Annotated in this window: 18 protein-coding genes and 1 tRNA gene; 8 read left to right on the top strand and 11 right to left on the bottom strand. The window is 75.2% G+C overall.

The features are described 5' to 3' along the window. Positions 1 to 89 precede the first annotated feature (89 nt). A complete protein-coding gene (locus tag ACFVZH_RS35635; protein WP_384904082.1) occupies positions 90 to 761 on the top strand; it encodes a 1,4-alpha-glucan branching protein in 672 nt (223 codons plus the stop codon). Between the two features lie 27 nt (positions 762 to 788). Here the strand turns inward: ACFVZH_RS35635 and ACFVZH_RS35630 are convergent, their stop codons facing one another. The 3 genes from ACFVZH_RS35630 to ACFVZH_RS35620 all read right to left on the bottom strand — a co-directional run bounded on the left by ACFVZH_RS35630 (position 789) and on the right by ACFVZH_RS35620 (position 8,361). Then, positions 789 to 1,868 carry a trypsin-like serine peptidase gene (locus tag ACFVZH_RS35630; RefSeq protein WP_384904080.1) on the bottom strand — a complete coding sequence of 360 codons (1,080 nt, stop codon included), beginning with the start codon at positions 1,866 to 1,868 and terminating at the stop codon, positions 789 to 791. Between the two features lie 6 nt (positions 1,869 to 1,874). Continuing rightward, positions 1,875 to 7,331: a trypsin-like peptidase domain-containing protein gene (locus ACFVZH_RS35625; protein ID WP_384904078.1), complete on the bottom strand. Its 5,457-nt coding sequence runs from the start codon at positions 7,329 to 7,331 to the stop codon at positions 1,875 to 1,877. A 133-nt stretch (positions 7,332 to 7,464) separates the two neighbouring features. Then, positions 7,465 to 8,361, bottom strand: coding sequence for a DNA/RNA non-specific endonuclease (locus tag ACFVZH_RS35620; RefSeq protein WP_384904077.1), 897 nt, complete (start codon positions 8,359 to 8,361; stop codon positions 7,465 to 7,467). Between the two features lie 104 nt (positions 8,362 to 8,465). Between ACFVZH_RS35620 and ACFVZH_RS35615 the strand changes: the two genes are divergently transcribed. Further along, entirely contained in the window at positions 8,466 to 9,269 is an 804-nt protein-coding gene (locus ACFVZH_RS35615; protein ID WP_384904075.1) for a caspase domain-containing protein, read from the top strand. Between the two features lie 19 nt (positions 9,270 to 9,288). Here ACFVZH_RS35615 and ACFVZH_RS35610 read toward each other — a convergent pair whose 3' ends face one another. From ACFVZH_RS35610 to ACFVZH_RS35600, 3 genes are all read right to left on the bottom strand, one after another. Continuing rightward, the gene (locus ACFVZH_RS35610; protein ID WP_384904073.1) at positions 9,289 to 12,195 is read right to left on the bottom strand and encodes an AAA family ATPase; all 2,907 of its coding nucleotides are present in this window, start codon (positions 12,193 to 12,195) and stop codon (positions 9,289 to 9,291) included. Positions 12,196 to 12,385: 190 nt separating this feature from the next. Continuing rightward, the gene (locus ACFVZH_RS35605; RefSeq protein WP_384904071.1) at positions 12,386 to 14,185 is read right to left on the bottom strand and encodes a S8 family serine peptidase; all 1,800 of its coding nucleotides are present in this window, start codon (positions 14,183 to 14,185) and stop codon (positions 12,386 to 12,388) included. 587 nt (positions 14,186 to 14,772) lie between these two features. Continuing rightward, entirely contained in the window at positions 14,773 to 15,639 is an 867-nt protein-coding gene (locus tag ACFVZH_RS35600; protein WP_384904069.1) for a GNAT family N-acetyltransferase, read from the bottom strand. 182 nt (positions 15,640 to 15,821) lie between these two features. On the opposite strand from ACFVZH_RS35600, the gene ACFVZH_RS35595 reads away from it, so the two are divergent. Together ACFVZH_RS35595 and ACFVZH_RS35590 are read left to right on the top strand one after the other, a co-directional pair. Beyond that, entirely contained in the window at positions 15,822 to 16,445 is a 624-nt protein-coding gene (locus ACFVZH_RS35595; RefSeq protein WP_384904067.1) for a TetR/AcrR family transcriptional regulator, read from the top strand. After that, positions 16,442 to 17,074: a hypothetical protein gene (locus ACFVZH_RS35590; protein ID WP_384904065.1), complete on the top strand. Its 633-nt coding sequence runs from the start codon at positions 16,442 to 16,444 to the stop codon at positions 17,072 to 17,074. Before ACFVZH_RS35595 ends, ACFVZH_RS35590 begins: the two co-directional genes overlap by 4 nt. Here the strand turns inward: ACFVZH_RS35590 and ACFVZH_RS35585 are convergent. The 4 genes from ACFVZH_RS35585 to ACFVZH_RS35570 all read right to left on the bottom strand — a co-directional run bounded on the left by ACFVZH_RS35585 (position 17,037) and on the right by ACFVZH_RS35570 (position 21,060). Then, positions 17,037 to 17,936, bottom strand: coding sequence for a hypothetical protein (locus ACFVZH_RS35585; protein ID WP_384904063.1), 900 nt, complete (start codon positions 17,934 to 17,936; stop codon positions 17,037 to 17,039). The two genes, ACFVZH_RS35590 and ACFVZH_RS35585, sit on opposite strands and share 38 nt — an antisense overlap. Continuing rightward, on the bottom strand, positions 17,933 to 18,952 hold the full coding sequence (locus ACFVZH_RS35580) for an SPFH domain-containing protein (RefSeq protein ID WP_384904061.1): 1,020 nt from the start codon (positions 18,950 to 18,952) through the stop codon (positions 17,933 to 17,935). Before ACFVZH_RS35580 ends, ACFVZH_RS35585 begins: the two co-directional genes overlap by 4 nt. Before the next feature lie 108 nt (positions 18,953 to 19,060). Beyond that, complete coding sequence (locus tag ACFVZH_RS35575; protein ID WP_384904059.1) at positions 19,061 to 20,230, bottom strand: DMT family transporter; 1,170 nt, start codon at positions 20,228 to 20,230, stop codon at positions 19,061 to 19,063. Next, positions 20,227 to 21,060 (bottom strand): phosphatase PAP2 family protein, encoded by an 834-nt coding sequence (locus ACFVZH_RS35570; RefSeq protein WP_384904057.1) that lies wholly within the window; start codon positions 21,058 to 21,060, stop codon positions 20,227 to 20,229. Before ACFVZH_RS35570 ends, ACFVZH_RS35575 begins: the two co-directional genes overlap by 4 nt. Positions 21,061 to 21,261: 201 nt before the next feature. Between ACFVZH_RS35570 and ACFVZH_RS35565 the strand changes: the two genes are divergently transcribed. Further along, positions 21,262 to 21,864 (top strand): TetR/AcrR family transcriptional regulator, encoded by a 603-nt coding sequence (locus tag ACFVZH_RS35565; RefSeq protein ID WP_384904055.1) that lies wholly within the window; start codon positions 21,262 to 21,264, stop codon positions 21,862 to 21,864. A gap of 29 nt (positions 21,865 to 21,893) precedes the next feature. Continuing rightward, positions 21,894 to 22,268, top strand: coding sequence for a DUF488 domain-containing protein (locus ACFVZH_RS35560; RefSeq protein WP_384904054.1), 375 nt, complete (start codon positions 21,894 to 21,896; stop codon positions 22,266 to 22,268). 237 nt (positions 22,269 to 22,505) lie between these two features. On the opposite strand, the gene ACFVZH_RS35555 is transcribed toward ACFVZH_RS35560, so the two are convergent. Next, positions 22,506 to 23,078, bottom strand: a complete 573-nt coding sequence (locus ACFVZH_RS35555) for a DUF309 domain-containing protein (protein ID WP_384904052.1) — start codon at positions 23,076 to 23,078, stop codon at positions 22,506 to 22,508. Positions 23,079 to 23,284: 206 nt separating this feature from the next. On the opposite strand from ACFVZH_RS35555, the gene ACFVZH_RS35550 reads away from it, so the two are divergent. Together ACFVZH_RS35550 and ACFVZH_RS35545 are read left to right on the top strand one after the other, a co-directional pair. Beyond that, the gene (locus ACFVZH_RS35550; RefSeq protein ID WP_384904098.1) at positions 23,285 to 26,014 is read left to right on the top strand and encodes an ATP-binding protein; all 2,730 of its coding nucleotides are present in this window, start codon (positions 23,285 to 23,287) and stop codon (positions 26,012 to 26,014) included. A 53-nt stretch (positions 26,015 to 26,067) separates the two neighbouring features. Further along, positions 26,068 to 26,141 (top strand) — tRNA-Pro (locus tag ACFVZH_RS35545). Positions 26,142 to 26,162 lie beyond the last annotated feature (21 nt).

The raw sequence follows: 26,162 nt of genomic DNA, 5'->3' as shown, positions 1-26,162 counted from the left end.
GCGCGGTGAGCCCGGCGCCCCTCTGTTAGGTTGCGGTCCTCCGGGCCCGGGTCCCCCGGTCGCCCCAGGTCGAGAGGAAGAAGCCCACGATGGCCGTCATCCACCACACGACGATGCAGCCCACCAAGCTGGAGTTGCTGGCCGCGTGGCTGCCCACCCGCGCCTGGTACACGGCGGCGGACGGCGGGCCGCGGCCGGCCAAGGCCGGCGGCTTCCGGCTCGACGACCCCGAGGGCGAGGTCGGGATCGAGTTCATGGCGGTGGCCGACGGGACCGGCGACGACGCGGTCGTCTACCTGGTCCCCATGACCTACCGGGGCGCCCCGCTGGAGGGCGCCGACCACGCCCTGATCGGCACCTCCGAGCACGGTGTCCTCGGCACCCGCTGGATCTACGACGGCGCCCACGACCCGGTTCTCGTCGGCCGGTTGACCGCTCTGCTCGCCGGCCGCACCGTCGCCCAGGACCAGTCCCTCACCGACACCCCCGACGCCACCGTCGACGCCGCCCTCGCCCCGGGCACCGACCTCGCCGGCGCGGAGCCGGTCCGCGTCGCCGAAGGCCACGCCCACACCGACGTCGTCGTCCGGACGCCCGGCGCCCCCGCCGAACTGACCCTGCGCGTACGGCGCGTGCTGCGGACCGGCGCGGACACCGCCCCGGGCGCCGCGGGCCGCCTCACCGCGGAATGGCGGCTCCCCGACGGCACCTCCGCCCGCGGCCCGTACGCCGACGTCCTGGCGGGCGAGGACACCCTCTAGGGGGCATGCCGATCAGGCCGGGCTCGGCTAGGCCCAGTTCACCTCCGCCTTGGCGAGCAGCGGGTCGTCGATCAGCTCCCACAGGGGGACCGCGAGGTTGCCCGTGCGGTAGCGGCCTCCGAAGTGGAGACCGAGGACGCGGTGGTCGGCGAGGTCGAAGACGGGGGAGCCGCTGTTGCCGCCGAGGGTGGAGCAGTCGTGCTTCATGACCAGGCCGCCGGGGGTGAACTCGGTCGCGGCGCCCGGCTGGAGACGCTTGACGTTGTAGACGTCCATGAAGATCCGGCGCATCGACTCCGGCTCGTTGCGCCGGCCGTCCCACGCCGGGTAGCCCACCACGTACACCGGCCTGCCCGGCACGCTCGCCGGGGCGTCCGCCGCGACCGCGAGAGGGGCGGGCAGCGAGCCGTCCGCCGTCGGCTCGATCCGCAGCAGGGCCATGTCGACGTCGGGGTGGACGCCGACGACCTCGACGATCTCGTACGGGGTCGAGGTCGCGTACGGCACGCCGTCGGCGGGCAGTTCCTCGGCCGGGTCGACGCGCGCCGACATGCCGTACTCGAAGGTCCAGCGGCCGTGATCGGACTCGAACCGGCTGAACTCCGAGGCGACATGACGATTCGTCATGACCGTGCGCGGGCCGACGAGGAACGCCGTGCCGACCCAGTCGAGCCGGGGGTGCCCGGTGACCTCCACACGGCCGACCCGCAGGAGGGACTCGCGGATCGCCGGCCGCTGCGCGTCGAGCACCGACCATTCGTCCCGCTGCGGGGCGAAGTCCTGGCGCTGGACCAGGATCGCGGGGCGGCCCTCCAGTAGGACGATGGCCTCCACACCGAAGGACTCGTCGCCGTCGAGCTCGTCCTCCCGGTGGGCCGCGAGCTTCTCCAGGCCGCTGACACCCGCCTCCAGGACGCGCGCCCGCTCCTCACGGGCGAAGCGGGAGATCTCCGCCGCCGGTGCCACGCCGGCGGGGAGCTCCTGGGCGGACTCGGCGATCTCGGCCTCCAGGTCCGCGCGCACGCGCTCCGCGACCTGCCGCAGATCGCCGAAGACCTGCTCGGTGGCGGTCGCGACCGGCGACACGCTCCGTGGTCCGTTCGGCATGCTCCCTCACCTCGGATTCCCGTTGGTGTGCCCGGGGGCCGGCCGGCCCGACTGGGCCGCCATGACCTCCTCATACAACTCCGTCCGGACGTCCCGGAGATGGGCCAGGATGCTGCTCATCTGGGTGCCGACGTTCACGAACCGGGTCTTTCCGCCCTGGAGCTCCACCTCGTCGACCTTCCGCGTCCCGCGGTGCAGTCCGACCACCGTCCAGTCGTCGAGGCAGACGGGTGAGCCGGAGGAGCCGCCGCGGGTGTCGGTGAAGTACAGGATGTCGTGCTCGTCGGCCCGGTAGACCAGGTTGTTGCGCAGCGCGACCCGCTTCGGCAGACCGCCCGGGTGCTGGATGATGTTGACCGGTACCCGCTGCCGTTCGCGGACCAGGAGCGGGCGGGTGGCGACCCTGAGCGTCGGCCGCTGCTGCTGGTCGGGGGCGAGCCGAACGATCGCGTAGTCGAGCGCCGCGTCCCAGGCGGCGAGTTCACCGGCGGTCGCCTCCGGCGCGGCCGCCGCGTTCTCGACGAAGTCGAAGCGGGAGCGTGACATGAGCGCCTGGAGCCGCAGGTCCTCGTCGCTGACGTAGGGGCGGACCCCCGACTCCCACGAACGGGCCATCACCACATGGTGGTTGGTGATCAGCAGCCCCGGCGCGAGCATCCAGCCGGTGCCGCCGTGCGGATACGACGGGAGGAGCGGGGCCCCCGACTCGTACGGCGGGATCCGCAGCAGTGCGACGGACGCGCCGGCCCGGATGCCGCCGTGCAGGAACTCGTACGGCACGGTGTCGTCCTGGAGGACGATCTCCTCCTTCATCTCACCGGGCATCATCTCGGCCGGGAGCTCCGCCTCGCCGGTGATCTCGCGGGCCACGGCGTCGAGGGCGCCCTGGAGGACGGCCCGCGGCCCCTGCTCGTGGACGTGCTCGATCGCGTTGTGCAGCCAGATCTCCAGCGGCACGAGACCGTCGAGCAGCCGCTCGACCTGGTTCATGGCGTTCAGGTCGGCGTGGGCCTGCTCCCGGGGGTCGTCGAGCGGCTCGAGCGTGGCCGTGAAGTACCGGGGGATGCCCTTGAGCAGGGCGGGGCGCAGCGCGCGGTCCGCGAGTCCCGCCTCCATGGCCGCGTTGCGGACCCGGACCAGCTCCTCCTGCGGCAGGAACGGCACCTTGCGCAGGGCCGCCCCCGCGGCGTTCGGCGGGGGGCGCGTCCACAGGCCGGTGCCGCCGTGCCGGGGCTCCGTCCCGCCCGCCGCGTCGGGCTCCGCGCCGGTCGGCGCGCGCGCCTCGGGCCCCTGACCGTAAGGGCCGGCGTCCATCGCGGAGGCGACCCCGAGGAGCAGGTCCCCGCTGCCGTCACGGAGCGTCAGCGCCTGCCGGGCGACGCTGTCCAGGGTGCCGCGCCGCCGTGCCTCCCGCAGGTCCCACTCGATCCCGGCGAGATCCGGGCGGTCCCGGTGGTCCGGCCGGTCCGACCCGTCCGCGCCGGCGTCCGGGTCGGCCGCACCGGCCGCCGACTCCAGGATGCGGGTCAGCGGCACCCGCAGCCCCGGCTCGTCGGTCAGGGTCGTGTCGATCCAGCGGGCGAGCTCGGTGATGACGGTGTCCTCGTCCGCCGGGAGCCCCACGAGCCGCAGCGTGTGCTCCAGGAGCCGCGGGTCGGCCCGGCAGGCCGTGGCCGCCGCCGTCCGGGCCAGCGACGGCTGCCGGGCCAGGTCCGCGTCCGGTATCCCGCGCAGCGTCCGGGCGAGGCGCTCCTCCGCGGGGGCGGCGTCGACGTCCGCCAGGGCCGCGAGCCGGGACCGGGCGACGAGGACGCCCAGGGACTCGTACCGCAGCCCGAGACCCGCCGCGAGCTCCTCCGCCTCCTGGAGGTCGCGGTCCGCCGCCGCGAAGTCCCCGGAGTCCTGCGCGAGCCGCGCCGACAGCTGGAGCAGTTCGAGCTGGGTCTCGGCGCAGCCCGCCTCCTCCGCCCGGTCCACGGCCCGTTCGGCGCCCGCGCGTGCCTCCGCGGACCGGCCCGAACGGGCGAGGGTCTCGGCGAGCAGCGCGTGCAGTCTGCTGCACGGCGTCCAGGGCCGCCGCTCCGCGAGCCGCTGCGCCGCGGCCTCCACGTACCCCTGGGTGAGCAGGTCCTCCACCTCGCGCGCGGCGATCCGCTCCCAGTCCTCCTGGTCGGCCTCGGCCATGATCTGGTCGGGCACGTGGCCGCCGATCAGGCCGAGGAGGAACGCCGCCGAGCGGTGCGCCATCTCCCGGTGCGTCGAGCCGCCCAGGTACGGGGCCACGCCGGGCTCCCAGCGGGCCTCCACCGTCCGGGGGTTCTCGCCGAGGCGCAGCCGGTGGTAGATCTCCTCCGCGCGGTCCCGGTCCCCTTCGCGGGCCGCGTAGTACGCGACGGCCCGCCGGTCCACGGCCCGCATCAGATCGGTCCGCGCCCGGTCCGAGAGGCGCAGCATGATGGCCCGCAGATCGGTCCGGTGCCGGATGGCCTCCGGTCCGGCCGGCTCCATCAGGTCGACCCGCGAGGTCAGCAGTCCGTAGAGCCGGCGGGCCTCTCCCGGGGTGTCCACCCGGAGCCCCGCCGGGCCGGCCAGGACCTCTTTGACGAGGTCGGGGGTGATGAACCGGAGCGCCAGGCCCGCCTGGACCAGGGCCCGGACGTCGTCCTCCGCGATGTGCTTGAGGAGCCGGTCGTACAGCGTGCCCTGGATGAGCATCTGGTCGACCTGCCGGTCGAAGTAGCGCCGCCGGGAGGGCAGTCCGCGCAGCAACTCGCCGAGTGAGGTGGAGTCCGTGCCGAGCGCGGCCGCCGTACGGGCCGCGAGGCGCAGGCTCAGCGGATGGCCGCCGATCCGGTCGGCCAGGTCCTCGGCGAGCGGCTCGTCGGTCACTCCGGAGGACATCAGCAGGTCCACCGACGCCCGGTGGTCCAGCTCGGTGAGCTCCATCGTGCGGGGGGTGAGGACCCGGGCGGGGTGGTCGATCGGGGCGCGCCCGGAGACGATGAACCGCAGGCGCGAGTAGGCCGCCCGGAGCGCGGTCCAGATCGCCCACATCCGTCCCATGACGGGGGAGCCGCGGTACTGGGCCTCCTCGAAGGAGTCGACGACGACGAGCAGGGGCGGTGCGGTGCCGCCCGGCGCGGGCCGGACGGCCTCGGCGACCAGGGAGGCCGCCCGGTGGGCGAGTTCCTGCTCCCGGGCGCTGGCCCGGGCGTGGAAGTCGGCGGAGTAGTCGCGGCCCATCGTGGCCCGGGTGCCGGCCAGCTGGTACAGCTCGTCGAGCTCGTTGCGTTCGCCCCGCTGGACCGCCGCCGTGCGCTCGCACTCGTCGGCGAGGGCGTCGAATTCGGCGCGGAGTGCCGGGTGGAGGATGCCGAGCTGTCGGGCCGTCTCCGCGATCACGGTGGCGGGTTCGTGGATGGAGAGCGTCGGCCGGGCGAAGTCGATGAAGACGAAGGGGAATCCGGTGGGGGAGGCGGCGAGCGCCTCGACGAGGAACTTGGCGAGCAGCGTGCTCTTGCCGATGCCGCCCACGCCGTGCAGGAGGACGGGGGGCTCCGCCGGCTCCTCGGGCAGGGCGAGATAGGCGTGCAGCGTGTCGAGTTCGGCCGTGCGGCCGTGGAAGGTCCCCCGGATCAGCCGGTGCATCGGCTGCAGCAGCCGGGCCTTCTCCAGCCGGTGCTGGACGTCGTCGACGGAGGGCAGCCCGGTCACCCCCGGCACCCGGCTGAGCCAGAGGACGGCCTGAAGGGTGTCGGAGAGTTCCTCGACGGGGTCGTCGGGCGCCAGAGCGGTGCTCGCGCCGGCGCCGCCGCTGCCCGGGTACGAGCCCGCCGGCGGGATTCCGTCGAGCGGGATTCCGTCGAGCGGAATTCCGTCGAGCGGGGTGCCGGTGACCGGGGTTCCGGCGAACAGGGTCCCGTCGAGCGGGGTTCCCGGCCCGGTGAGCAGGGCGAGGGCGGCGCGTTCCGGGCCGGGGCCGGCGGGCCGCAGGCCGATGTTGGCCCGGAGGGCGCGCACGGCCGACTCCGGTCCCGGCAGGCCCGCGAGCGTCGCGTCGCGGACCTCGGGCTTGAGCGTCCACACGGCGGCCACCGTGGCTTCGGGGCACGGCAGGCCGGTGCAGTCGTCGACGAGTTCGAGGACGGCCCGCCCGGTGGGATGCCCCTCGCCCGGCAGGCGCAGCCGCGACGGGTCGAACTCCCGGAGCAGGCAGGCGGCCTCGCGATAGGACCTGCGCAGATCGGGCAGGGCGGTGGCGGGGGCGGCGAGGCCGGTGCGCAGGGCGTCCCGCAGCAGCGGACCCGCCTCTCCGGGGCCCTGCGCCGGGGCCGGTGGCAGTGCCCGGCGGAGCCGTACGACGTCCTCCACTGCCGTGCAGACCCGTCGCATGTAACTGTCGCCGTTCGAGGGCGCGTCGACGGCCCGCAGCACCTCGGCCACGGCCGTCTCCGTCAGCTCCTCGACGTTCTCTCCCCGGTCGGGGTGGAGCGTGTCGGTGAAGAACTCGTGGAAGAAATCCCGGAGATCGTCCCCGTCCACCAGGCGGGTGGTGTCCCGGCACTCGTTCTTCCTGATCTCGTACGGCAGTTGGCGCATCGTCGTCGCGTATCCGAGCAGGACGAGGCGGGGCACGGTCTCGGTGCGCACCGGCGTGTGCTCGTAGACCGCCCGGGCGAGGACGCCGATGCAGTCCCAGACGTCCGACTGCGGGTCGAGCCGGTCGCAGTCGTCGAGGACCAGCCAGAAGCGGTCCGCGGCGGCGGTCGCGCGGGCGACGATCCGGTGCGCGGCGTCCTCGAAGCAGGGCAGCGGATCGTTCAGCCGCGTCGGGTCGAGCAGGACGCCGTCGGCCCCGGGATCGGACACGAAGGCCGAGAGCCGCTCCAGGAGGCGCGCGGCCGTGGAGGTGCGGGACAGGGTGACCCGCACCGGCCGGAAGTCGCAGTGCTGGCCGAGATGGCGGATGAGCTCGTACGTGTAGGACCGGCCGCTGTCCGGCGGGCCGTCGACGACGAGCACCGTCTGCTCCGGGTCGGCCAGGAAGCCCCGGAGCTTGGTGCGCAGTTCGCGCCGGTCGAGGAAGACCGCGGTGCCGTGCTTCAGGAGCCGGCTGTCGAACGGGTCCCGCGGCGAGCGGCGCAGCCGTTCGTCCTCCCGGAGCCGGGTGAGGAGGTTGCGGGCCTCGGCGCCCTGCTCGAAGGCGTGCGGATGGTCGATGGCCGCCAGTGCGTCGAGACCGGCGAGGACGGCGAGGAGCCGGCGCTGGTGGGCGATGTCCCGCCGGGCCGCGGCGACCAGGAGCCGGGCGTTGCGGTCGGCGTCCGGGGTGAGCGGCAGGTCGTCGACGAAGTCGGCCGGCAGACCCGCGCGCAGCAGTCGTTCGCGTGGTTCGGCGGTGTCGAGGAGATGGTCCCGCACCCAGCTGGCGACGAGACCCCACTCCGTCTCGGTGAGCGGCATACCGCACCTGCCCGGCGTACTTCGCGCAGCGCCGGTCGCTCCGACGCCGGAGGTGATTCCATCGTTCCACCGGGCCGGGGCGGCCGCAATCGCGGCCCGGACGGCCGCGGTCACGCTCCGTAGGGTGCGCCGGTCAGGGGTGCAGCACGATGTCGTCGTACGACTCCAGGCGCCGCCAGCGCTCCTCGGGGCCGCGCGCCGCGGGCAGCACGTCCACGTCGGGCAGCGGCCCGAACTCCAGCTCGGTGATCTCCGCGACGTCCGAGACGGGCACCTGGTACGTACGGAACGGGCCGAGCGGCGGCGGCGCGCCGGCCGTCGCTCCCGCCAGTGCCCGCTCGGCGTCCCGGCTCAGGTCCGGGCTCTGGTCGAGGATGTACCCGGCGGAGGCGAGCGCCCCGTCCTGGACGAAGGCGGCCACCTTCCAGAACCGCAGCGGCACCTGGATGCCCCGGTAGGGCGGGTCCGCGTCCTGGAGCACCGGCCCGGTGAGGACCGTCAGCTTCCGGTCGTACTCGGCGGCGTGGTCGAGGAGGTAGTTCTCCAGCCCCTGCCAGAGCTGTTTGCCCTGGTTGAAGACGTCGGCCTGCGGGGCGGCGTTGGTGAAGTGGAACGTGTCGGTGTTGGCCAGGCCCGCGACGGCCGGCGCCCCCCAGACCGGGTCGAGCCGACGGACCAGATGGCCGCGGTCGAGGCTGTTGTTCCGGTAGACGTCGTCGCCGGCCTGCTGTTCTTTGGGCAGCCGGGGGTCGAACTCCCAGACGTCCTCGCGGGGGACGTCCTCCAGGAGCTCCCGGCCCTCGATGCACACGGCCGTCGACGCCGCGAGCCGCCGGTCGGGCCGGAACACCACGGTGAAGTGCGTGTACGGCAGCAGCACCGTCTCGACCGTGCCCCGTACCGGGACCGGCAGCGGGACCTCAGGGCCGAGGAAGTACGCGTCGTAGCCGGTGCGGTCGGCGAGCGCGTCCCGGCGGGGTGAGCGGCCGGAGCCGGCGGCCGGAGGGGGCGGAGGAGCGGAAGGGTTCATAGGATGTACGTACCGCGTGGAGAGGGTCGTGCTCGGCGCCGGACCACAGGCCACTCGATCAGACGCCCCCGGCACCCCCTCCGCTCCCCTCCAGGAGGCACCTCATGGCCACCGGACTCTCCCTGCACGTCGGACTCAACCAGGTCGACCCCGCCCGCTACGAGGGCTGGGACGGCACCCTGGTCGCCTGCGAGAACGACGCCCGCGACATGGCGAGGCTCGCCCGTACCGCCGGATTCGAGACCACCACCCTGCTCACCCCCGACGGCACCGTCGCACACGTCACCGCCGCGCTCGGCGCCGCGGCCGCCAGGCTCGGCCCCGGCGACATCCTGTTCTTCACCTACTCCGGACACGGCGGCCAGGTGCCCGACGCCTCGGACGCCGACGACGAACCGGACGCCCTCGACGAGACCCTCGTCTTCTACGACCGCCAGTTCCTCGACGACGAGGTCCGGCAGGCGTTCCGCGCCTTCGCCGACGACGTACGGATCGTCGCCCTCTTCGACTGCTGCCACAGCGGCAGCAGCATCGAGGCTCCCGGCGGGGACGACGTCCGGGGCCGCTACATGCCCGAGCCGCGGCAGCGACAGCTCTACGACCGCGACCGGGACTTCCTCGCCGGCCTGCGCCGCTCGCTCGCCGCGTCCGCGCCCGCCGACGGAAAGGGCCCCGAAGCCCTCCTCGTGTCGGCCTGTCAGGACGACCAGGTCGCGTCCGACGGCGACGTCAACGGAGCCTTCACCGAGGCCCTGCTCGGCGTGTGGGACGGCGGCGCCTTCCAGGGCGGTTACCGCGACCTCCACCGCGAGGTCCAGCGCAGACTGCCCCCGACCCAGCGCCCCAACCTCTACCTGACCGGCTCGCCCGACGAGACCTTCCTCGACCAGCGGCCGTTCACCATCTGACCGCCGGCGGGGCCGGACGTCACGGCCGCAGGGCCGTCGCCAGCTGCGCCCGGGAGCGGACGTCGAGCTTCTGGTAGATCCGCGTGAGCCGCGCCTCGACCGTCTTCACGCTCAGGTACAGCTTCGCCGCCGCCTCCTGGTTGCTGGCGCCCTGGCACACGAGCCGCGCGAGCCGCAACTCGCCCTCCGTGAGCGCGGAGAGCGCCGGCAGCGCCTCCTCGACACCGGCACCGGAGCCGGGCCCCTCACCCGCCGGGGTCTCGCCCGCCAGCGCCAGCCACGGAGCCGCCCCGGCCCGCTCGAAGACCGACGCCGCCGCCTGCAGGGCGCTCTGCGCCGCCGACCGGCGCCGTCTGCGGCGCTCGACCCGGGCCAGCGCGATCAGCGCCCGCCCCCGCTCCAGCGGCAGCCCCGCTCGCCCGAAACGCTCCGCCGTACGGGTGAGCAGCTCGGCCGCCTCGTCCGTACGCCCCTCCGACGCCAGGCACATCGCGTGCGCCCGGTCGCAGCCCAGCAGCACCGTGGAGCGCCCCAGCCGCTCCGCCACCGGCCGCACCTCCGCCAGGAGCGCCAGGGCCTCGTCGGCGGCGTCGTGGGCCAGCAGCGCCTCGGCCAGTTCCTCGTGCCACCGCAGCATCGACGGGTCCACCGTCGACTGGGCGCGCTCGTCGGCCTGGACCCGTCGGAGCGTCTCCAGGGCGGCGGCCACGTCCCCGTTGATCAGCTGGACCCGGCCGAGGGCGTAACGGCTGCGGGAGAGGAAGACCCGGTCGCCCTCCTCCTCCGACGCCTGGACACTGCGGCGCGCGTAGCTCGCCGCCCGCGCGAAGCTGCCGCCCGCCGTCTCCGCGAGCGCGAGGGCGTACCAGGCGGGACCGGGGGAGAGCCCGGCCTCCAGGGTGAGGGCGAGCGACTGCCCGGCGTGGGAGAGGGCCGCGGCGCACGGACCGATCCGGGACTCGATCTCGGCCAGCGTACGGAAGAGCTCGATGGCGTCCTCGACCGAGCCGCGGCGCTGCACCAGCGGGAGGAGGGCGTTCAGTTCGTCCCGGGCCTCCACGAGCCGGTCGTCGAAGAGTGCGTGACGGATCGTCAGGATCTGGGCCGCGTTGCGGATCCCGAGCGGACGCTCGGCCATCTCCAGGGAGCGCGCCTGCGCGAGGACGGCGTCCGCGTCCGGCGAGCCGAGGGCCCGCTCCATCCGGGCCTGCACGGTCAGGGCCTGCGCCGCCGTGCGGGGGTCGCCCATCGAGGCGGCCAGCGCGGCCGATTCGACCGCCGCCGTCCGGGAGCGCTGCGGATCGCCGTCCGCGAGGACGTACTTGACGGCGAGCCGCAGCTGTACGGCGGCCCGCAGCGCGGTGTCCCCCTCGGAGTCCTCCATGGCGTGGACGTACATCTCGTCGAGCCCGGTCAGCCCCTGCCCGGCCGTGTCGAGCACGGCGAGCCGCGCCCTGACCCGGTCGGCGGGCACCGCGTCGCGGGCGAGCAGATCGGTGGCCGCCCGCATGGCCAGGTCGGCGCGGGCCGCGCGGGCGGCCTCCTCGGCGGCGTCGACCAGCCGGGCGATCCGCTGCCCGCCGTGCCGCCCCGGTGTCGATTCGGCGGCGAGCAGCGCGAGTTCGGCGGCGAGGGCGCTGTTCCCGCGCCGCCGGGCCAGATCCGCCGCCTCCGCGACCTCGGCGGCGAGCTCCTCGTCCGGGCAGTCGGTGGCCAGCGCCCGGTGGCGCACCGCCTCCACGGGGTCGTCCACGACCTCGGCCAGCGCCGCGTGCCCGGCGCTCCGCTCGGCCCAGCAGGCGTCGTGCACCAGGGTGGAGGGCAGCAGTCCCGCGGTGAACGTCACCGACCCGTCCTCGGCCAGCGACACGAGACCGGCCCGCTCGGCCGCCGCGAGGTCGGCCTCCGCGTTGGGCCGCCCGGCCCGCCGGACCAGGGTCGCCGAGGGCCGCAGCGCCAGCGCGGCGAGCAGCAGCGTCTCGCGTACGGCCGCGGGCGCGGCGCCGAGGAGCTGGCGGGCGAGGTCACGGGCGCGGCCGGAGAGCGTCAGGGCCTCCGCGTGGTGCACGGGGGTGCGGGCGTCGCCGAGGGACCGCCCCACGGCGAGCGCCAGTCGCGGATTGCCGCCGCTCGCGCGGTGGATGCGGCCGGCCATCCGGGAGGGCAGCCGGTGGTGGATGAGGAGTTCGGCGATCTCGTCGGCGGCCAGCGGCGGCACGAGCAGGACGTCGGCCTCGGACGGCACCCACAGGTGCGTGGCGTGCGGGTCCTCCGGGCGGTGCGGCTCGCGGTAGGGCTCGTGGACCTCGCCGTACGGCTCCGGTGTCTCCACGGACACCACCCGCAGCGCGGGCGGCGCCAGGTGGAGGGCGAAGCGCAGCAGGTCCGCGCTGTCCGCGTCGACGTGCTGCACTCCGTCGACGACGAGCAGGACGGGGCCGCGGCAGGTCAGGGCGCGCAGGATCCTGGCGATGCCGAGGCGCAGGGCGATGGGGTCCCAGCCGCCCGCGTCGATCGGCGCCTCGCGGCAGAGCATGGCGACGGCGGTGCGCTGGGGTCCCGGCAGCTCGTCGAACACCCCGGAGGCGAGGATCCCCGGGGACGGCGCTCCGGGCGACGGCACCCCGACGGTCACCGACGCCGCCACCGAGGCGACGAGCGCGGCGGCCGCGGCGCCGGGTATGTCGCGGTCGGAGGGGAGCGGAGCCAGCCAGAGCACGGTCTCGCCGCGCGCCTCGGCGCGGGCCGCCTCGGCGAGGGCGACCTCGGTCTTGCCGACGCCGGCGGGTCCGGTGAGCAGGGCGCGGCCGCGTGCGTGCAGGGCCCGTTCCACCCGGGCGAGGAGTTCCTCGCGGCCCACCGGGGCAGCGCGGTGCGGTGCTGTCGTCACTGTCCACCACCCTCCGGCCCTCGGGTCCCGGCCCATGGTCCCCGTGGGCAGAGGATACGGAGCCCACCGGAGGAGTCCAGGCCCCTTGTCCGGCATACGGACAGCGGGCTTGTGCCGGACCCGTGCGCCGGACGCCAGAACGCGCCCGTGGTGTAGACCACGGGCGCGTCGCTGACCAGCAAAGATGCTGATGTGGGGGGTGGTTCAGTGGGGTGTCACCGGTGGATCAGAAGGTGAGGCTCCACGAGTCGATGTAGCCGGTGTCACCCGTGGCCACATCGCGGACCTGGAGCTTCCAGGTGCCGTTGGCGACCTCGCTCGACGCGTCGACCGTGTACGTGGTGAGGACGTTGTCGGCGCTGTCCGAGGAGGAGGACGCCTTGAGGTTGCGCACCGTGCCGTCGGGGGCGACCAGGTCGATGACCAGGTCCCCGCGCCAGGTGTGCTTGATGTCCACGCCGACCTTGAGGGCGGCGGGGGCGTTGCCGGTGCGGCCGGTGACGGCGATCGAGGACGACACGGTGGTGTTGTCGGCGATCGTCACGTCGGTCGCGTTGGTGAAGACGCTGCCGGTCGGCGGGGTGGTGCCGAGGACCGCGTCCACGGACTTCGCGGTGTCGGCGATGCCGGTGCCGCAGCCGCCGGTGCAGGTGCCGGGCAGCGGGCGGGCGTTGGCCTTGATCGCGGACTCGATCTCGGCCGGGGTGAGGGTGCTCTTCGCCGACTTCAGGAGCGCGGCGAGGCCGGCGATGTGCGGCGCGGCCATCGAGGTGCCCTGGTAGGGCTTGTAGTTCTCGGCCGACTGGGTCGTCGTGCCCGAGTTCAGCGTCGAGTAGATGCCGTTCTCGGGGGTGGTGACGGTGCCGGGCGTGTCGGTGGAGCGGCGGGTCTCGCCGCCGGGCGCGGCCACGTCCACGATGGTGCCGTAGTTGGAGTAGTACGACCGGTTGCCCTCGCGGCTGGTCGACGCCACGGTGATGACGTTCGAGCAGTTCGCGGGAGTGAAGCCCGACGCGTTCGCGTTGCTGTTGCCCGCGGCGACGACGACGGTGGTGCCGCGCGAGACGGCGCCGTTGATGGCGGTCTGGTAGACGCTCGGGCAGGTGGCGCTGGCGCCGCCCAGGCTCATGTTGATGACCTTCGCCGGGTTCGCGTTGACCGGGACGCCCGGCACGGTGCCGCCGGAGGCCCAGGTGATGGCGTCGGCGATGTCGGAGGACGAGCCGCCGCACTTGCCGAGCACGCGCACGGGCTGGATCTTCGCGTTGTACGCGATGCCCGCGATGCCCTTGGTGTTGTTCGTGACGGCGCCGATGGTGCCGGCCACGTGGGTGCCGTGCCAGGAGGAGTTGGACGCCGTGGAGCCGGTGCCGCACTCGCCGGCGGTGGCGTTCCAGTCGCCCTCGTCCTTCGGGTCCGCGTCGCGGCCGTTGCCGTCGCGGGCGTCGGCGGAGGTGGAGATGAAGTCGTAGCCGGAGACGATGTTGCCGGCGACGTCCGAGTGGGCGGCGTAGCCGGTGTCGATCACGGCGACGGTGACGCCGGTGCCGGTCGTCTTGTCCCAGGCCGCGGGAACGTTCATGCCGCCGGTGGCCTCGAAGAGGTCCCACTGCTTGGCGTAGTCGGTGTCGTTCGGGGTGACCGCCATCGCGTACGCGCGGATGTCGGGCTCGACCGAGGCGACGGACGGGTCGGCGCGGAACGCGTTCATGACCTCGGTCACGTCCTGCTTGGTGGCGCTGTCGCCGAGGTCGACGAGGGCGCCACCGCCGGCGAGGCGGCGCTCGAAGGAGAGCTTCTCGCCCGTCTTCGCGGCCTTCTCGGCCGTGTCGCTCTTCGCGGCGGTGTTCGAACCGGCCTCGGCGGCCTGGTTCTTGTAGGTCACGATGACCTTCTCGACGGGGGCGCTGGGAAGCGCCCGCATCGTCTGCGAAGCCGGAGCCGGCTTCGGGGTGGCAGCGCCCGGGGCGGCGGCGATCGCCCCGGTCGTGGCAGCGGCGCCGAGGATCGCGGCGCTCGCGACCACGGATATGACTCTCCGCCTGGAACCGTTCAAGGTGTGGCCCTTTCGAGTACGACGTAACTGCGGAGCAGTGGCGGCGGCGCGGGTCGCACGGGGCGAAGTGGGGTCGCCTCCGAGGTTCCCTGGGCTTGGGGGGCCCGTGCGCCGCCACCGGCGCGACGGCCCGGGTCAAGGCCGTCACCGGCGGACATCACCCTCCGCATGCACCTGTCAGAGTGCGCTGGGGGGATGATATCTGCCGGTGCGGAGGACAGTAGGGAACGGGGGGGTTAACCCGATACGGGGAAAACCCTTGTCACCCCTCACCGGGCTGCGGGGGTGCGGCGAGGGGCGGCGGCGGAGGGTCGGACGGGGGAGGGTGCGGGCCCGTCCCCGGGCGCCCCGCCGACGACTTGGGCGGAAACCGGAAGTACCCGTTCCGCAACCAGGCGACCCTACGCCCTCCTCCGTCGAGCGGCGAGGGCGGCCCCTCCGCACTGCCCGAATACAGCCGTTCTGTTGTCAATCAAGGTGAGTTGTGCGGATGGACGGCAAGTACGGGCGGAAAGAACCGAGATGGGGCGGTTCGGCGATGGCGCTTCCGGCCCTCGTCAGCCCAGTTCGAGCGTGGTGACTCCGAAGACGCGCTCCGGCGCCACGGGGCGGACGGGACCCGTGTACATCCGGGCCGTCTCGAAGGTCGGCTCCAGGCCGCGCTCCAGGGCGAGGCGGGCGGCCGCCGGGTTCGCCTCGGGCATGTCCACCGCGATCCGGTCGGAACCGAAGTCGCGGGCCGCTCCGGCGAGCGCGTCCAGGAGGGCGGCGGCGTCGGCCGGGGTATCCGCGAACAGCGGCCCCACGCGGGCCTCGTCCTCGGCGGGGCGGACCACGCCGTACCCGGTGGGCCGCCCGTCGACGACGCGTACCAGGGCACGGTGGCCGGGCGTGGACAGCCAGGCGGAGAGGAAGCGCGGCCGGCCGGCGTGGTGGCAGGAGCCGTCGTAGGCGGCGAGCGCGGCCGGGTCGACCCGGCCGGCGGCCACCACGCCGGTCACCGGGGCGTCCGGGGCGGGGACCGTCCCGACGTACCGCGCCGTGCGGTACGCCGTCGCGAACCCGGAACGGCGGTAGTTGTCCTGCTGCGCCGGCACCCCGTCGAGCCCGACGGACCGCTCGCCCGCGTGCGCGAGCGCCGCCCGCCAGGTGGCCAGACCGTGACCGAGGCCGCGGAACTCGGGGCGCACGAGGTAGAAGCCGAGGAACGCGTACGTCGCGTCGTAGTTCACCACCGAGATGGCGGATACCGGCTCCCCGTCGACCCGGCCCATGAAGAAGCCGCCGGGGTCCTGCGCGAAGAAGGCCGGCGCGTCGGAGAGGCCGGGATTCCACCCCTCCTCGGCGGCCCAGGAGCGCACGAGGGCCCAGTCCTGGAGCGTGGCGGGCGCCACGGAGAGTGGGCCGGGAGAGACGGAGGCCATGGGGTTCCTTCGGCGGCCGGGAGCGGATCGGGTGTGCGGAGAACCGGTCGAAGCGCGCCGAGCATAGCGCCGGTCCGGAGTGCCCCCGCCGGGCGCCGATCGATTTCGGCCGCGCCGGTCGAAGCGGTGCCGCAGCCGGCGTCGACGGCCTATTGTCAAGCTTGCCAACAGGGGGAGGCACGGTGACGCCACGTCGCAGACGGACTCCGGACCAGGCCCGTCGGGAGATCCTCGACGCCGCCACCGAACTGATCGCGCGCTACGGACCCGACCGCGTCGGACTGCGCCTCGTCGCCGAGGCGGCCGGGGTCTCGCACGGCCTCGTGACGCACTACTTCGGCACCTACGGGGCCCTCGTCCGCGCCGTGCTGCGGCGCGAGAACGAGGCGCAGCGGGACCGGGTCCGCGAGCGGATCCGGTCCGACGGCGGCACGCCGTACGCGACCGGCATGACCGAGGTGCTGTTCGAGACGCTCGCCGACGAGCGGTACGTCCGGCTCTTCGCCTGGGCCGGCCTGCACGCCGACGACGTCGGCATGTCCTCCGACGGCCTCGCCGCCCTCGTCGACGGCATCGAGGCGGGGATCCGGGCCGCGCTTCCCGGCCCGGACGGTCCCGACCGGGCGCGGATCGAGGCGGTCGTGCTGCTCGCGCTGTCGTCCGCGTACGGGTACGCGCTCGGCCGCACCTCCTGGCTCGCCGGACTCGGCCACGACCCGGCCGACCCCGCCCACGACACCGCGTTCCGCGCGGCCCTGTCCTCCGTACTCGCCACCCATCTGGCCGGAGGGCCCGGATCCCCATGACCCCACCGCAACCCCGGCCCGAGCTGCTGCTCGTCGTCGGCATCGTCGGCGTGATGCTGGCAAGCCAGTTCTCCGCACGCCCCGTCCGCCCCCTGGCCTATGTCTGGGCGGCCCTCCTGATCGCCCACGGCTGCGTCCCACCGGGTCCTGCCCGGGCGACCACGGCCGGGATCGCGTTCCTGATCGCGGGCCTCGCGGTCTCCGTCGTCTTCGGCTTCCTGCGCGGCGGCGCCATCCCGGTGTGGCGCGACGCGGCCGGCCGCCCCCACCGCAAGGGCGACCGTGTCACCCTCCTGCTCTGGCTCGCCACGCTGGCCTCCCGGCTGCTCGTCGGCGGGCTCGGCACGGCGGCCTTCGGGGAGCCGTTCGGCCTCGGCGGGCTCTGGCTCGGCGTCGGCGTCACCTTCGGGGTCCAGCACGCGGTGACGTCGTACCGCGCCCGCCGCCTCCCACCGGCGCCGCCGGGCCCGAACGGCCGGCCGCCGCATCGGCCGGAGCCGGGACGGGACGAGGCAGGCGTACGCACGCCGCCCGAGCCCGGGCAGCACGCGGCCGGCGCCCCCGCCCCGCCCGGGCCGGGACGGCGCGAGGTCAGCCCACCAGCCGCAGGCGGGACTCCGCGGCCGTGAGGCGGACCGTCTGGCCCCACGTCAGTTCCAGGGCGTCGGACTCGACGCCGTCGCCGAAGGCGACGAGGCGGTCGGACTCGACGGTGAGGCGCAGCCCCCGGCCGGGGGCGAGGAGACCCTCGACGCGGCTCGTCCCGGTCGTGGGGGACGGCCATGCCTCGCGGACGAACCAGGCGAGCCGGGCGTCCGAGGGAGCGGGCAGCTCCAGCGCGCTGGAGCGCTGCTGCCACAGGGACCGCAGCCAGCCCGTGGCCCCCGTGCCGGTGCCGACGAGCACCCCGGACGACGCCTGGGGCTCGGCCGGGACGTCCGTGCCGTCGAGCCCGAGCGTGTAGCGGGCGGTCTGGTGGCCGGGCGGGCCGACGTAGATCTCGTTGAGGGCGAGGAGCCGCTGCGCGTCGTCGGTGACGGCCTCGACCATCGTCAGCTCCTCGACGGCCGCGCCGGCCCCCGCCGCGTACGGCAGCAGCCGGCGCGCCTGCGCCGCGCGGTGCCGCACGAGGACGCCCGGATTGCGCCCCGGGTCGGCGTCGATCCCGACGACGGGCTGTCCGGTCAGGTACTTCGCCGTGTTGGCGACCAGACCGTCCTGGCCGACCACGACGACCACGTCCTCGGGGCCGAACAGGAACCGGTCCAGGTCGGCGCGTTCCACCCGGGTCTGCCGCCATGTCAGCGGGACCGCGCCGGCCACCTCGGCCAGCGCCCGCCGGGCGCGCTCGTGCCGCTCCCGTACCGCGTCGGCCGAGCGGCCGCGCGCGGAGAGGAAGAACGCGGCCTGGCCGTGCGTACCGTGGCGGGCGAGCAACTCCTCGTACTCCGTGGTCCGGTGCACGAGCACCGCGCGCGGCGCGAGGCTCACGAACCGGCCCCGGCTCCCGCTCCGCCCTCGCCGAGCTTGGCGAGCAGCCCGGTCAGCACGTCGGGGGAGAGCGTCAGATGCTCGATCCGGGGGAGGTTCTCCGCGGCCCGGTGCACGGCGAGGGCGTGCAGGACGGCGGGGGTCACCTCGCCGTGCGCCCGCAGCCACGCGGACTGCGCTCCGGCGCGCGCCTCGCCGACCTCGCGCGCCGCCTCCGCCTCGGCCCGGGCGAGCCGGACCTTCCGCACGGCCTCGGCCTCGGCCCGTACGGCGTCGGCGGCGGCGTTCTCCTCGGCCTCGCGGCGGGCGTTGGTGCCGCGCTGCTCGACGAGCCGCTCCTCCTGCCGGGCCAGCTCGATCTTGCTGGCCAGCTCGTTCTCGGCGATGGCGCGTTCGCGTTCGACGGCGACCGCGCGGCGCTCGTAGGTGGCGCGGTCGGCCTCCTGCTGGATCTGCTCGCGGGCGGGGGTGCGCAGCGCGCGCTCGACCTCCGGCTCGGGGCGGATCGCCACCACCCGGACGGCGACGACCTCGATGCCGGTGGCGGGCAGGCGCGGTTCGGCCGCGAGTCCGGTCGTGATGCGGTCCCGTACCGCCGCCACGCCGTCGACCAGCGCCGCCGCCAGCGCGGTGCGGGCGAGGACGTCGAGCGCGTGCTGCTGGGCGGTCTCGGTGAGCAGCGTGGCGATCTGCTCCAGCGGTGTGCCCCGCCAGGCGCCCGTGTCGGGGTCGATCGAGAAGTCGAGCCGTGCGGCCGCCGTCCCCGGGTCGCCGATCCGGTACGTGACGGTGGACTGCACGCTGACGTCCTGGAAGTCGGCGGTACGGGCGTGGAACGCCATCGCCAGCTCCCGGTCGTTCACCGGGACCTCCGACAGGGCCGCGGAGAGCGGCCGGAACCAGAAGCTCAGCCCCTCGCCGTCGTGGACGAGCCTGCCGCCGCGCTGGTGGCGGATGTGCGCGGTGGGCGCGGAGCGCAGATGCCGCCAGCCGGCCCGCCGGGTGATGTCAGCCATGGAACCCCCTTGTCGTCATATTGACGATAGGGGGTTCCATGGCTTGTCGTCAAGGTGACGAAAGGGAGGGTCGCCGTCCGCCGGGACCTCCCGCGGCGAAGCTCCGCGTCACGGGCACGCCATGTGCGGTGGCGCGGACGGCGCCGGCGCGGGAAGCACGACGGACTCGGGCGCGGGCACGGGCCCGAACGCGGCCATGGGCGCGGGCGTGCGCACTCCCGCGGGGTCGGCGGCCATGGCGGCCACGGGTGCGGTCATGGACGAGGCCGCGGCCGCAGGTGAGGCCGGGGGCGGGGTCGCGGACGAGGTCAGGGGCGCGGCCGGGTACGAGGTCAGGGGTGAGGCCACGGGCGCGGCCGCCGACGCGGTCGCCGCCACGTCCGTTCCCGCCTCCGCCGTGCCGCCCTTCGACAGCAGCACCACACCCCGCGCCGCGACGAGCGAGGCCGCGGCCGCGATGAGCCAGCCCCAGGCGCCGGCCCGGAAGGTCTCGCCGAGCAGCGCCACCCCGATGACGGCGGCGGCTGCCGGGTTGGACAGGTTGACCACGGCCAGCGGAGCCGCGAGGCCGCCCCGGTAGGCGGCCTGGGAGAGAAGGAGACCACCCGTCGCGAAGGCCGAGATGAGGACCGCGAGCAGCGCGGTCTGCCACCAGACCGGTTCTTCGCCGGGGAGTTCGCGCGCGAGCGCGGCCGTGAGGGTCTGGGTGAGCGCGGAGGCCACACCCGAGGCGATCCCGGACGCCGTGGCGTGCCCGAGGCCGCGCTTGCTCCGCCCGCCGGCACCGGACGCGCCGCGCCCGCTCAGGCGGCCCGACGCGAGGGTGGCTATCAGGAGCGCGGTCGCCGCCGCGACGGCCAGGGACTCGCTCAGGCTCAGCGCCTCGCCGGGGGCCGTCGGGCCGGTCACGGCGACCAGGCCGACGAGACCGCCCAGGGTCCAGAGCGCCCCGCGCCACTCGGTCCTGGTGACCCGCCGGTGCGCGAGGTGGGCGCCCAGTGGCAGCGCCGCCACCAGCGTCAGCGCGCCGAGCGGCTGGACCAGCGTCAGCGGCCCGTAGTGCAGGGCGGCGACGTGGGCGAGCGCCCCGGCGGCGTTGAGGCCGACCGCCCACCACCACTGGCTGCGGGCGAGCAGGGCGCGCAGGGCGCCGCGCCCGTCCTCGGGAGCGGGGGAGGCGGCGGCGAGCCGGGACTGGGCGACGGCGGCGAGCGCGTACCCGGCGGCGGAGACGAGGGAGAGGAGCACCGCGAGCACGGTGCCGGCGGCGGGGTTCATCGCAGGGCTCCGGCCGGGAGGGCGGTCGTGCCGAGCGTGCGGGCGGCCGGTGGCGGGGGCGCCGTACGGCGGTGGCCGGGAGCGCGGACGACGAGCAGCGCGAGACCGAGGAGCGCGGCGGCGGCGAGCGCGTCGAACCAGTAGTGGTTGGCGGTGCCGACGATGACGAGCAGGGTGAGCAGCGGGTGCAGCAGCCACAGGACCCGCCGGCGGGACCGGGTGGCGGCGATGAGGCCGATGGCGACCATCAGCGCCCAGCCGAAGTGCAGGGACGGCATGGCCGCGAACTGGTTCGCCATCGAGTCCGTCTCCGGCGTCGCCCCGTACACGGAGGGGCCGTAGACCTGGGCGGTGTCGACGAGGCCGGAGGCGGCGAGCATCCGGGGCGGGGCCAGCGGCATCAGCAGGTGGAGGGCGAGCGCGGCGCCGGTGACGAGTGCGAGGACGCGGCGCGACCACACGTAGTGCGCGGGGCGGCGCCAGTACAGCCAGACGAGGAAGGCGATGGTGGCCGGGAAGTGCACGGCCGCGTAGTACGTGTTGGCGGCCCGGATCAGCGGTTCGCCGTGCAGCAGCAGCTGCTGGATCGTTTCCTCGCCCGGCAGGTGGATCGCGCGCTCGGCGTCCCAGACGCGGTCGGCGTTCCGGAAGGCGCGGGCCTCGTGGCCGTTGGCGAAGAGCCGGCCGAACTTGTAGACGAGGAAGAGCGCGGTGACGAGCAGCAGCTCGCGCAGCAGCGGCGGCCGCGCGGCCCCGCCGGAGGGGTCTTCGCCCGCTCCGTCCTCGTCCTCGGTCCCGTCGGGTAGGGCGGGGCCGGGGGTGGGTGTCATCCCCTGTCCTGCAGGACGTGGTCCTCGTATCCCGCTCAACCCGGCAGCCATCGTGCGGCCCTCTAATCCGTCAAATCGCCAGCAAACGGAGTGAGCCTAGATCCGATTCCAGCGAGACGCAAGCGTCTCGATACGTTTGCGTCTCGATTGTGCACCCCCTACTCTCGTATGTGCAGAGACAGAGGTGTCCAGGAGGGATCGATGTCCACTCAGGCCGCGAGCGCCGCCGCCCGTCGCAGCAAGATCACGCCGGAGCGCGAGACGGAGCTGTACGACGCCGTGCTCTGCCTCCTCCGCGAAGGCGGCTACGACTCGGTCACCATGGAGGGCGTCGCCGCCCGCACCAAGTGCGGCAAGGCCACCCTCTACCGGCAGTGGGGCACGAAACCCCAGCTGGTCACCGCCGCGCTCGCCCGGCGCCGCTGCGTCGTCTTCGCCGGCATCGACACCGGCACCCTCGCCGGCGACCTGCGCGAGGCCGCCCGCATCGCCGCCTCACACCGCGAACGCGACGCCGAGCTCATGGAAGCCGTCGCCCAGGCGTTCATCCAGCACCCCGACCTGCGCGCCGCGCTCCGCGAGACCGTCATCGCCCCCGAGGTCGCCGCCATCGACGCCGTGGTGGCACGCGCCGTCGAACGCGGCGAGGTCGCCGCCGACAACCCGGCCATCGGCTTCGTCGCGCCCTGCTTCATGGGCATGCTCCGCATCGAGCGGCTCTTCGAGGAACGGTTCGCCGACGCCTCGACCATGCGGACCTTCGTCGACGCCGTCCTCCTTCCGGCGCTGCGCGTCGCCGACTGAGTCCCCGTGCCGTCCGGCACGCTGGCCCCATGGCCGCAAGCACCCCCACCGTCCGCGTCCGCCGCGTCTACGACCCCCCGTCACCCGACGACGGCGTACGGGTCCTCGTCGACCGCCTCTGGCCGCGCGGGCTCCGCAAGACGGACGCCCACATCGACGAGTGGCCCAAGGCGCTGACCCCCTCCACCGAACTCCGCCACTGGTACCACGGCCCCGACGCCCCGTACGAGGAGTTCCGCCGCCGCTACGAGGCCGAACTCGCCGCCCCCGACGCCGCCGCGGCCCTCGACCGGCTCCGCCTGCTCGCCGCCCGCGAGACCGTCACCCTCCTCACGGCCACGAAGGACCCCACCTTCAGCCACACCTCCGTCCTCCAGCGACAACTGGAACGGCCGACGGCATAGCGGGCGTTCCGAGGTGCTCCGCCGCGAGGGGCCGCGAGGGGCCGCGCCCCCGGGGCCGCCCGGTCTCACGGTGTCCGTCCCGCGCCGCGCGCCCGGTGGGCCCGGGGAAGCACCGGGCGCCGTGCCCGGCGGACCAGGGGTGTCGCGTCGCGCCGCCGTGACCGGCGGCGGTCATCCGGTCCCGGCCCGGGCCGAACGGCGGGACGCCGCTCGACAGCCCTCCGGCGTGACCGTGATTCAGGCGGTGCCCTGGCGCAGGCGGGGCGCCTCCGTCACGGGGTCGACGGCCACCGGCGCGCCGCCGGTGGGGAGGTCCGCCTCCGTCCGGGCCGCCAACTCCGTTGCCCACGCCACCAGTCCATCGGCGTCGATACCGTACGGACCGGCCTGAGGGGCCGCGTCCGCGAGGCGTGCGGCGCCGCGGCGCAGCAGCCGGGCGCCGCCGGCGGAGTTGCCGCGGGCGGTGTGGGTGAGGCCGACGGCGAGCTGGGCGAGCCCCTGCCACAGATCGCGTTCCGCCGCGGGGCCCGACTTCCAGGCGTCCTCGAACACCTCGTGCGCGTGGAAGGGCAGGCCGGCGTCGAGCAGCCGCTGCGCCTCGCGGAGCGTCTCCAGCGGTCCGCGCACGACGCCCTCGGGCAGCCGGGGCACGCCCTCGGCCCCGTACGGCAGCGGCCGCCCGAGCCCGTCGCGGGGGCGCGAGCTGCGGGCCCGCCCCGCCTCGTCGCGGTCCCTGGCGCGGCCCTCGCCGCGGGCCCTGCCGCGGTCGTCGCCGTGCTCTTCGTCGCGGTCACCCGGTGTCCGGTTCACCCGCCCATTGTCGCCCCCCGGACGACCGGGACCGCTAGGCTCGTCGGTCCAGTGTCGGCCCTGTCCGCGTGGGCCGCGCGGACCACGCGGGCGGCGCCGGGCCGACGAGCTCGTGTGGGGGGAGTGGGTCGTCGGTGCCGTCGGAAGCCGAACAGCCTTCGTCCGCAACGCCGTTCGCGGGGTCCGGGGGAGCGGAGGCGGGCGGACTGCTCGAACGCGACCCGGAGCTCGCCGCGGCGGGCCACGCCGTCGACGCGCTCGTCGCCGGCGCGACGGAGGGCGGCCCCGCGCGCGGCGGCATACTCGTCTACCGGGGCGAGCCGGGCATCGGCAAGACCACCCTCCTCGCCGAGATCCACCGCACCGCCCGGGACCGCTGCACCGTGCTGACCGCCCGGGGCGGCGAGACCCTCGCCTCGGTCCCCTTCCACCTCACCCGCCAGCTCCTCCAGCCCGTCCTCGACCGGTTCGGGCCCGAGGAAGTCCGCGGCCTCCTCGGCGACCACCACGACCTCCTCGCCCCGGCGCTCGGGATCGCCCCGCCACCCTCCTCCTCGGCCGCGCCCGCCGACCCGCAGGGCGTGCGGGACGGCCTCGCCGGGCTCCTCGGCCGCCTCGCGGACCGGCTGCGCGACCGGCCACCGCTGCTGCTCGTGGACGACGCCCACTGGGCCGACGCCGAGTCCCTGGCGTGGCTCGACGCCTTCACCCAGGGAGGACGGGGCCGGCGGCTGCCCGTCCTGGTCGTCCTCGCCCACCGCTCGCCGGCCCGGAACACCGCCCGGCCGGCCGCGGCCGCGAGCCTCGCGGGACTCGCCGACCGCGCCGTCGTGACCTTCGGCCTGCACGCCCTCACCCCGGCGGCCACGGCCTCCCTCGCCCGCGACACCCTCGGCGGCCACGCGGACGAGCCGTTCTGCCACGAGCTGTGGACGGTGACCTCCGGCAACCCGTACGAGACGGTCGAACTGCTCGCCAAGGCCCGCGACCGGATGCTCGAACCGGTCGCCCGCTCCGCCGCCCTCCTGCGCGACCTCGGCGCCGGGGCCCGGGGCGGCGGCCTCGTCGCCCGCCTCGAAGCGCTGGGCACCGGCCCCACCCGGATCGCCTGGGCGATCGCCGTCCTCGGCGCGGACAGCACCCCGCGCCTCCTCGCGACCCTCACCGGCATGAAGGCGGCGGAGGTCGCCGACCACACGGAACGACTCCGCCGCACCAGAATCCTCGCGACGCCACCGCCGGCGGACCCCGACGGCCCGCCCGCCCCGCCGTCCTTCCCCGCCCCCACCACGGACCTCGACGGCCCCTTGGACCCGCTGGAGTTCGCACACCCGCTCATCGCGAGCGCCGTGTACGGGTCGGTGCCGCCGGCCGTGCGGACCGCCCTCCACGGGCGCGCCGCCTGGGCGCTCGCCGGGGCGGGCCACGGACCGGCCGCGGTCTCCCGCCACCTCCTCGAAGTGCACCCCGACGAGGACGAGGACGTCGTCCGCCGGCTACGGGCCGCCGCCGGCGAACACCTCGCCGCCGGAGCGCCCGACGCGGCCCGCCGCTGCCTGGAACGCGCACTCGCCGAACCGCCGCTCCCGGACACGTACGCCAGGGTCCTGTACGAACTCGGCTGCGCGTCCCTGCTCACCTCACCCGCGGCGACCGTCCGCCACCTGCGCTCCGCCCTCGACCTGCCCGGCCTCGACGACACCCTCCGCATCGACGCCACCTATCGGCTCGCCCAGGCCCTCGCCCACAACAACCAGCTCCGGGAGGCCGCGCGAGCCGTCGCCGCCGAGGCGCGCCGCACCCCGCCCGGCACCGGACTGCGGCGGCTCCAGGCCGCCCACTTCATGTACGAGGGGTTCCAGGCCGCCGAGGACGACGGCCACGGCCGCTCGCGCCGCCTCGCCGGACTCACCGCGGGGTTCACCGGCGCCGACAACTCCGAACGGGCCCTCATCGCCGTCCGGGCCTTCGACGCGATGCTCCGCGGCGAGCCCGCCGCCGACGTCGTACGGCTCTGCGACCGCGCCCTCGCCGACGGCGTACCCGCCCGGGGACTCGGCTGGACCGACCACACGTGGGGGTTCGAGCTCCCGGCCCTCACCGGTATCGCGTACGTCTTCGCCGACCGGCCCGACCGCGGCGAGGCCCTCTTCACCGAAGCGGTCCGCGCCTTCGAGATCTCCGGCTGGAGCGGCGCCCACCTCGCCTTCGCCCACACCCTCCTGGGCCTGGTCCACCGCCGACGCGGCCGGCTGCCGCGCGCGCAGCACCACTTGGAGGAGGGACTCCGGCTGGCCGACCGCGTCGGCGGCGGGCTCCCCGTCCACTGGGACACCGCCTGCCTCCTCGTCGACACCCTCCTCGCCCGCGGCCGTACCGCCGAGGCACGCGCCGTCGCCGACCGCTACCGCTTCGGCCCGCCCTGGCCGGGCGCGATCGTCCTCCCCGACGGCCCCAGCGTCCTCGGCCGCCTCCTCCTCGCCGAAGGCCGGCGCGAAGAGGCCGTCGACACCCTCGAAGCCGCCGCCGAGGCCCTCACCGGCCGCGGCCGCCACCACGGCGTCTGGGCCCCCTGGCCCTTCGACCTGGCCCGCGCCCTGGCCCCGGCAGACCCGGACCGCGCCGCCCGTATCGCCACCGAGGCCCACACCCACGCCGTACGCCTCGGCACCCCCACCGCCCTCGGCGAGGCCCTCCGCTGCCGCGCCCTCTTCGCCGACCCGCCCGAGTCCCACCGCCTCCTCACCCGCGCCGTCGCCCACCTCGCCACCTCCCCCTCCCGCTACGAGGAAGCCCGCGCCCGCCTCGACCTCGCCCACGCCACCGGTTCCCCCGCCGCCCTCGCACACGCCACCGCCCTCGCCGCCACCTGCGGCGCCACAACCCACCCCCACGACCCCGTGACTACCCGTGCGTCACCCCACCCCCCGGAGTGAGGTAATGTTTCACCTGCACGCCGACGCAGGGGAAACCCCGCCGACACGGGCACCGGGACGTGGCGCAGCTTGGTAGCGCACTTGACTGGGGGTCAAGGGGTCGCAGGTTCAAATCCTGTCGTCCCGACTCGAAAGAGTCGCAGGTCAG

The organism is Streptomyces sp. NPDC059534 (assembly GCF_042743475.1).
GTDB lineage: Bacteria > Actinomycetota > Actinomycetes > Streptomycetales > Streptomycetaceae > Streptomyces.
Note: the sequence above shows the minus strand (reverse complement) of the source record. Positions and strands in the feature narration are given on the sequence as shown.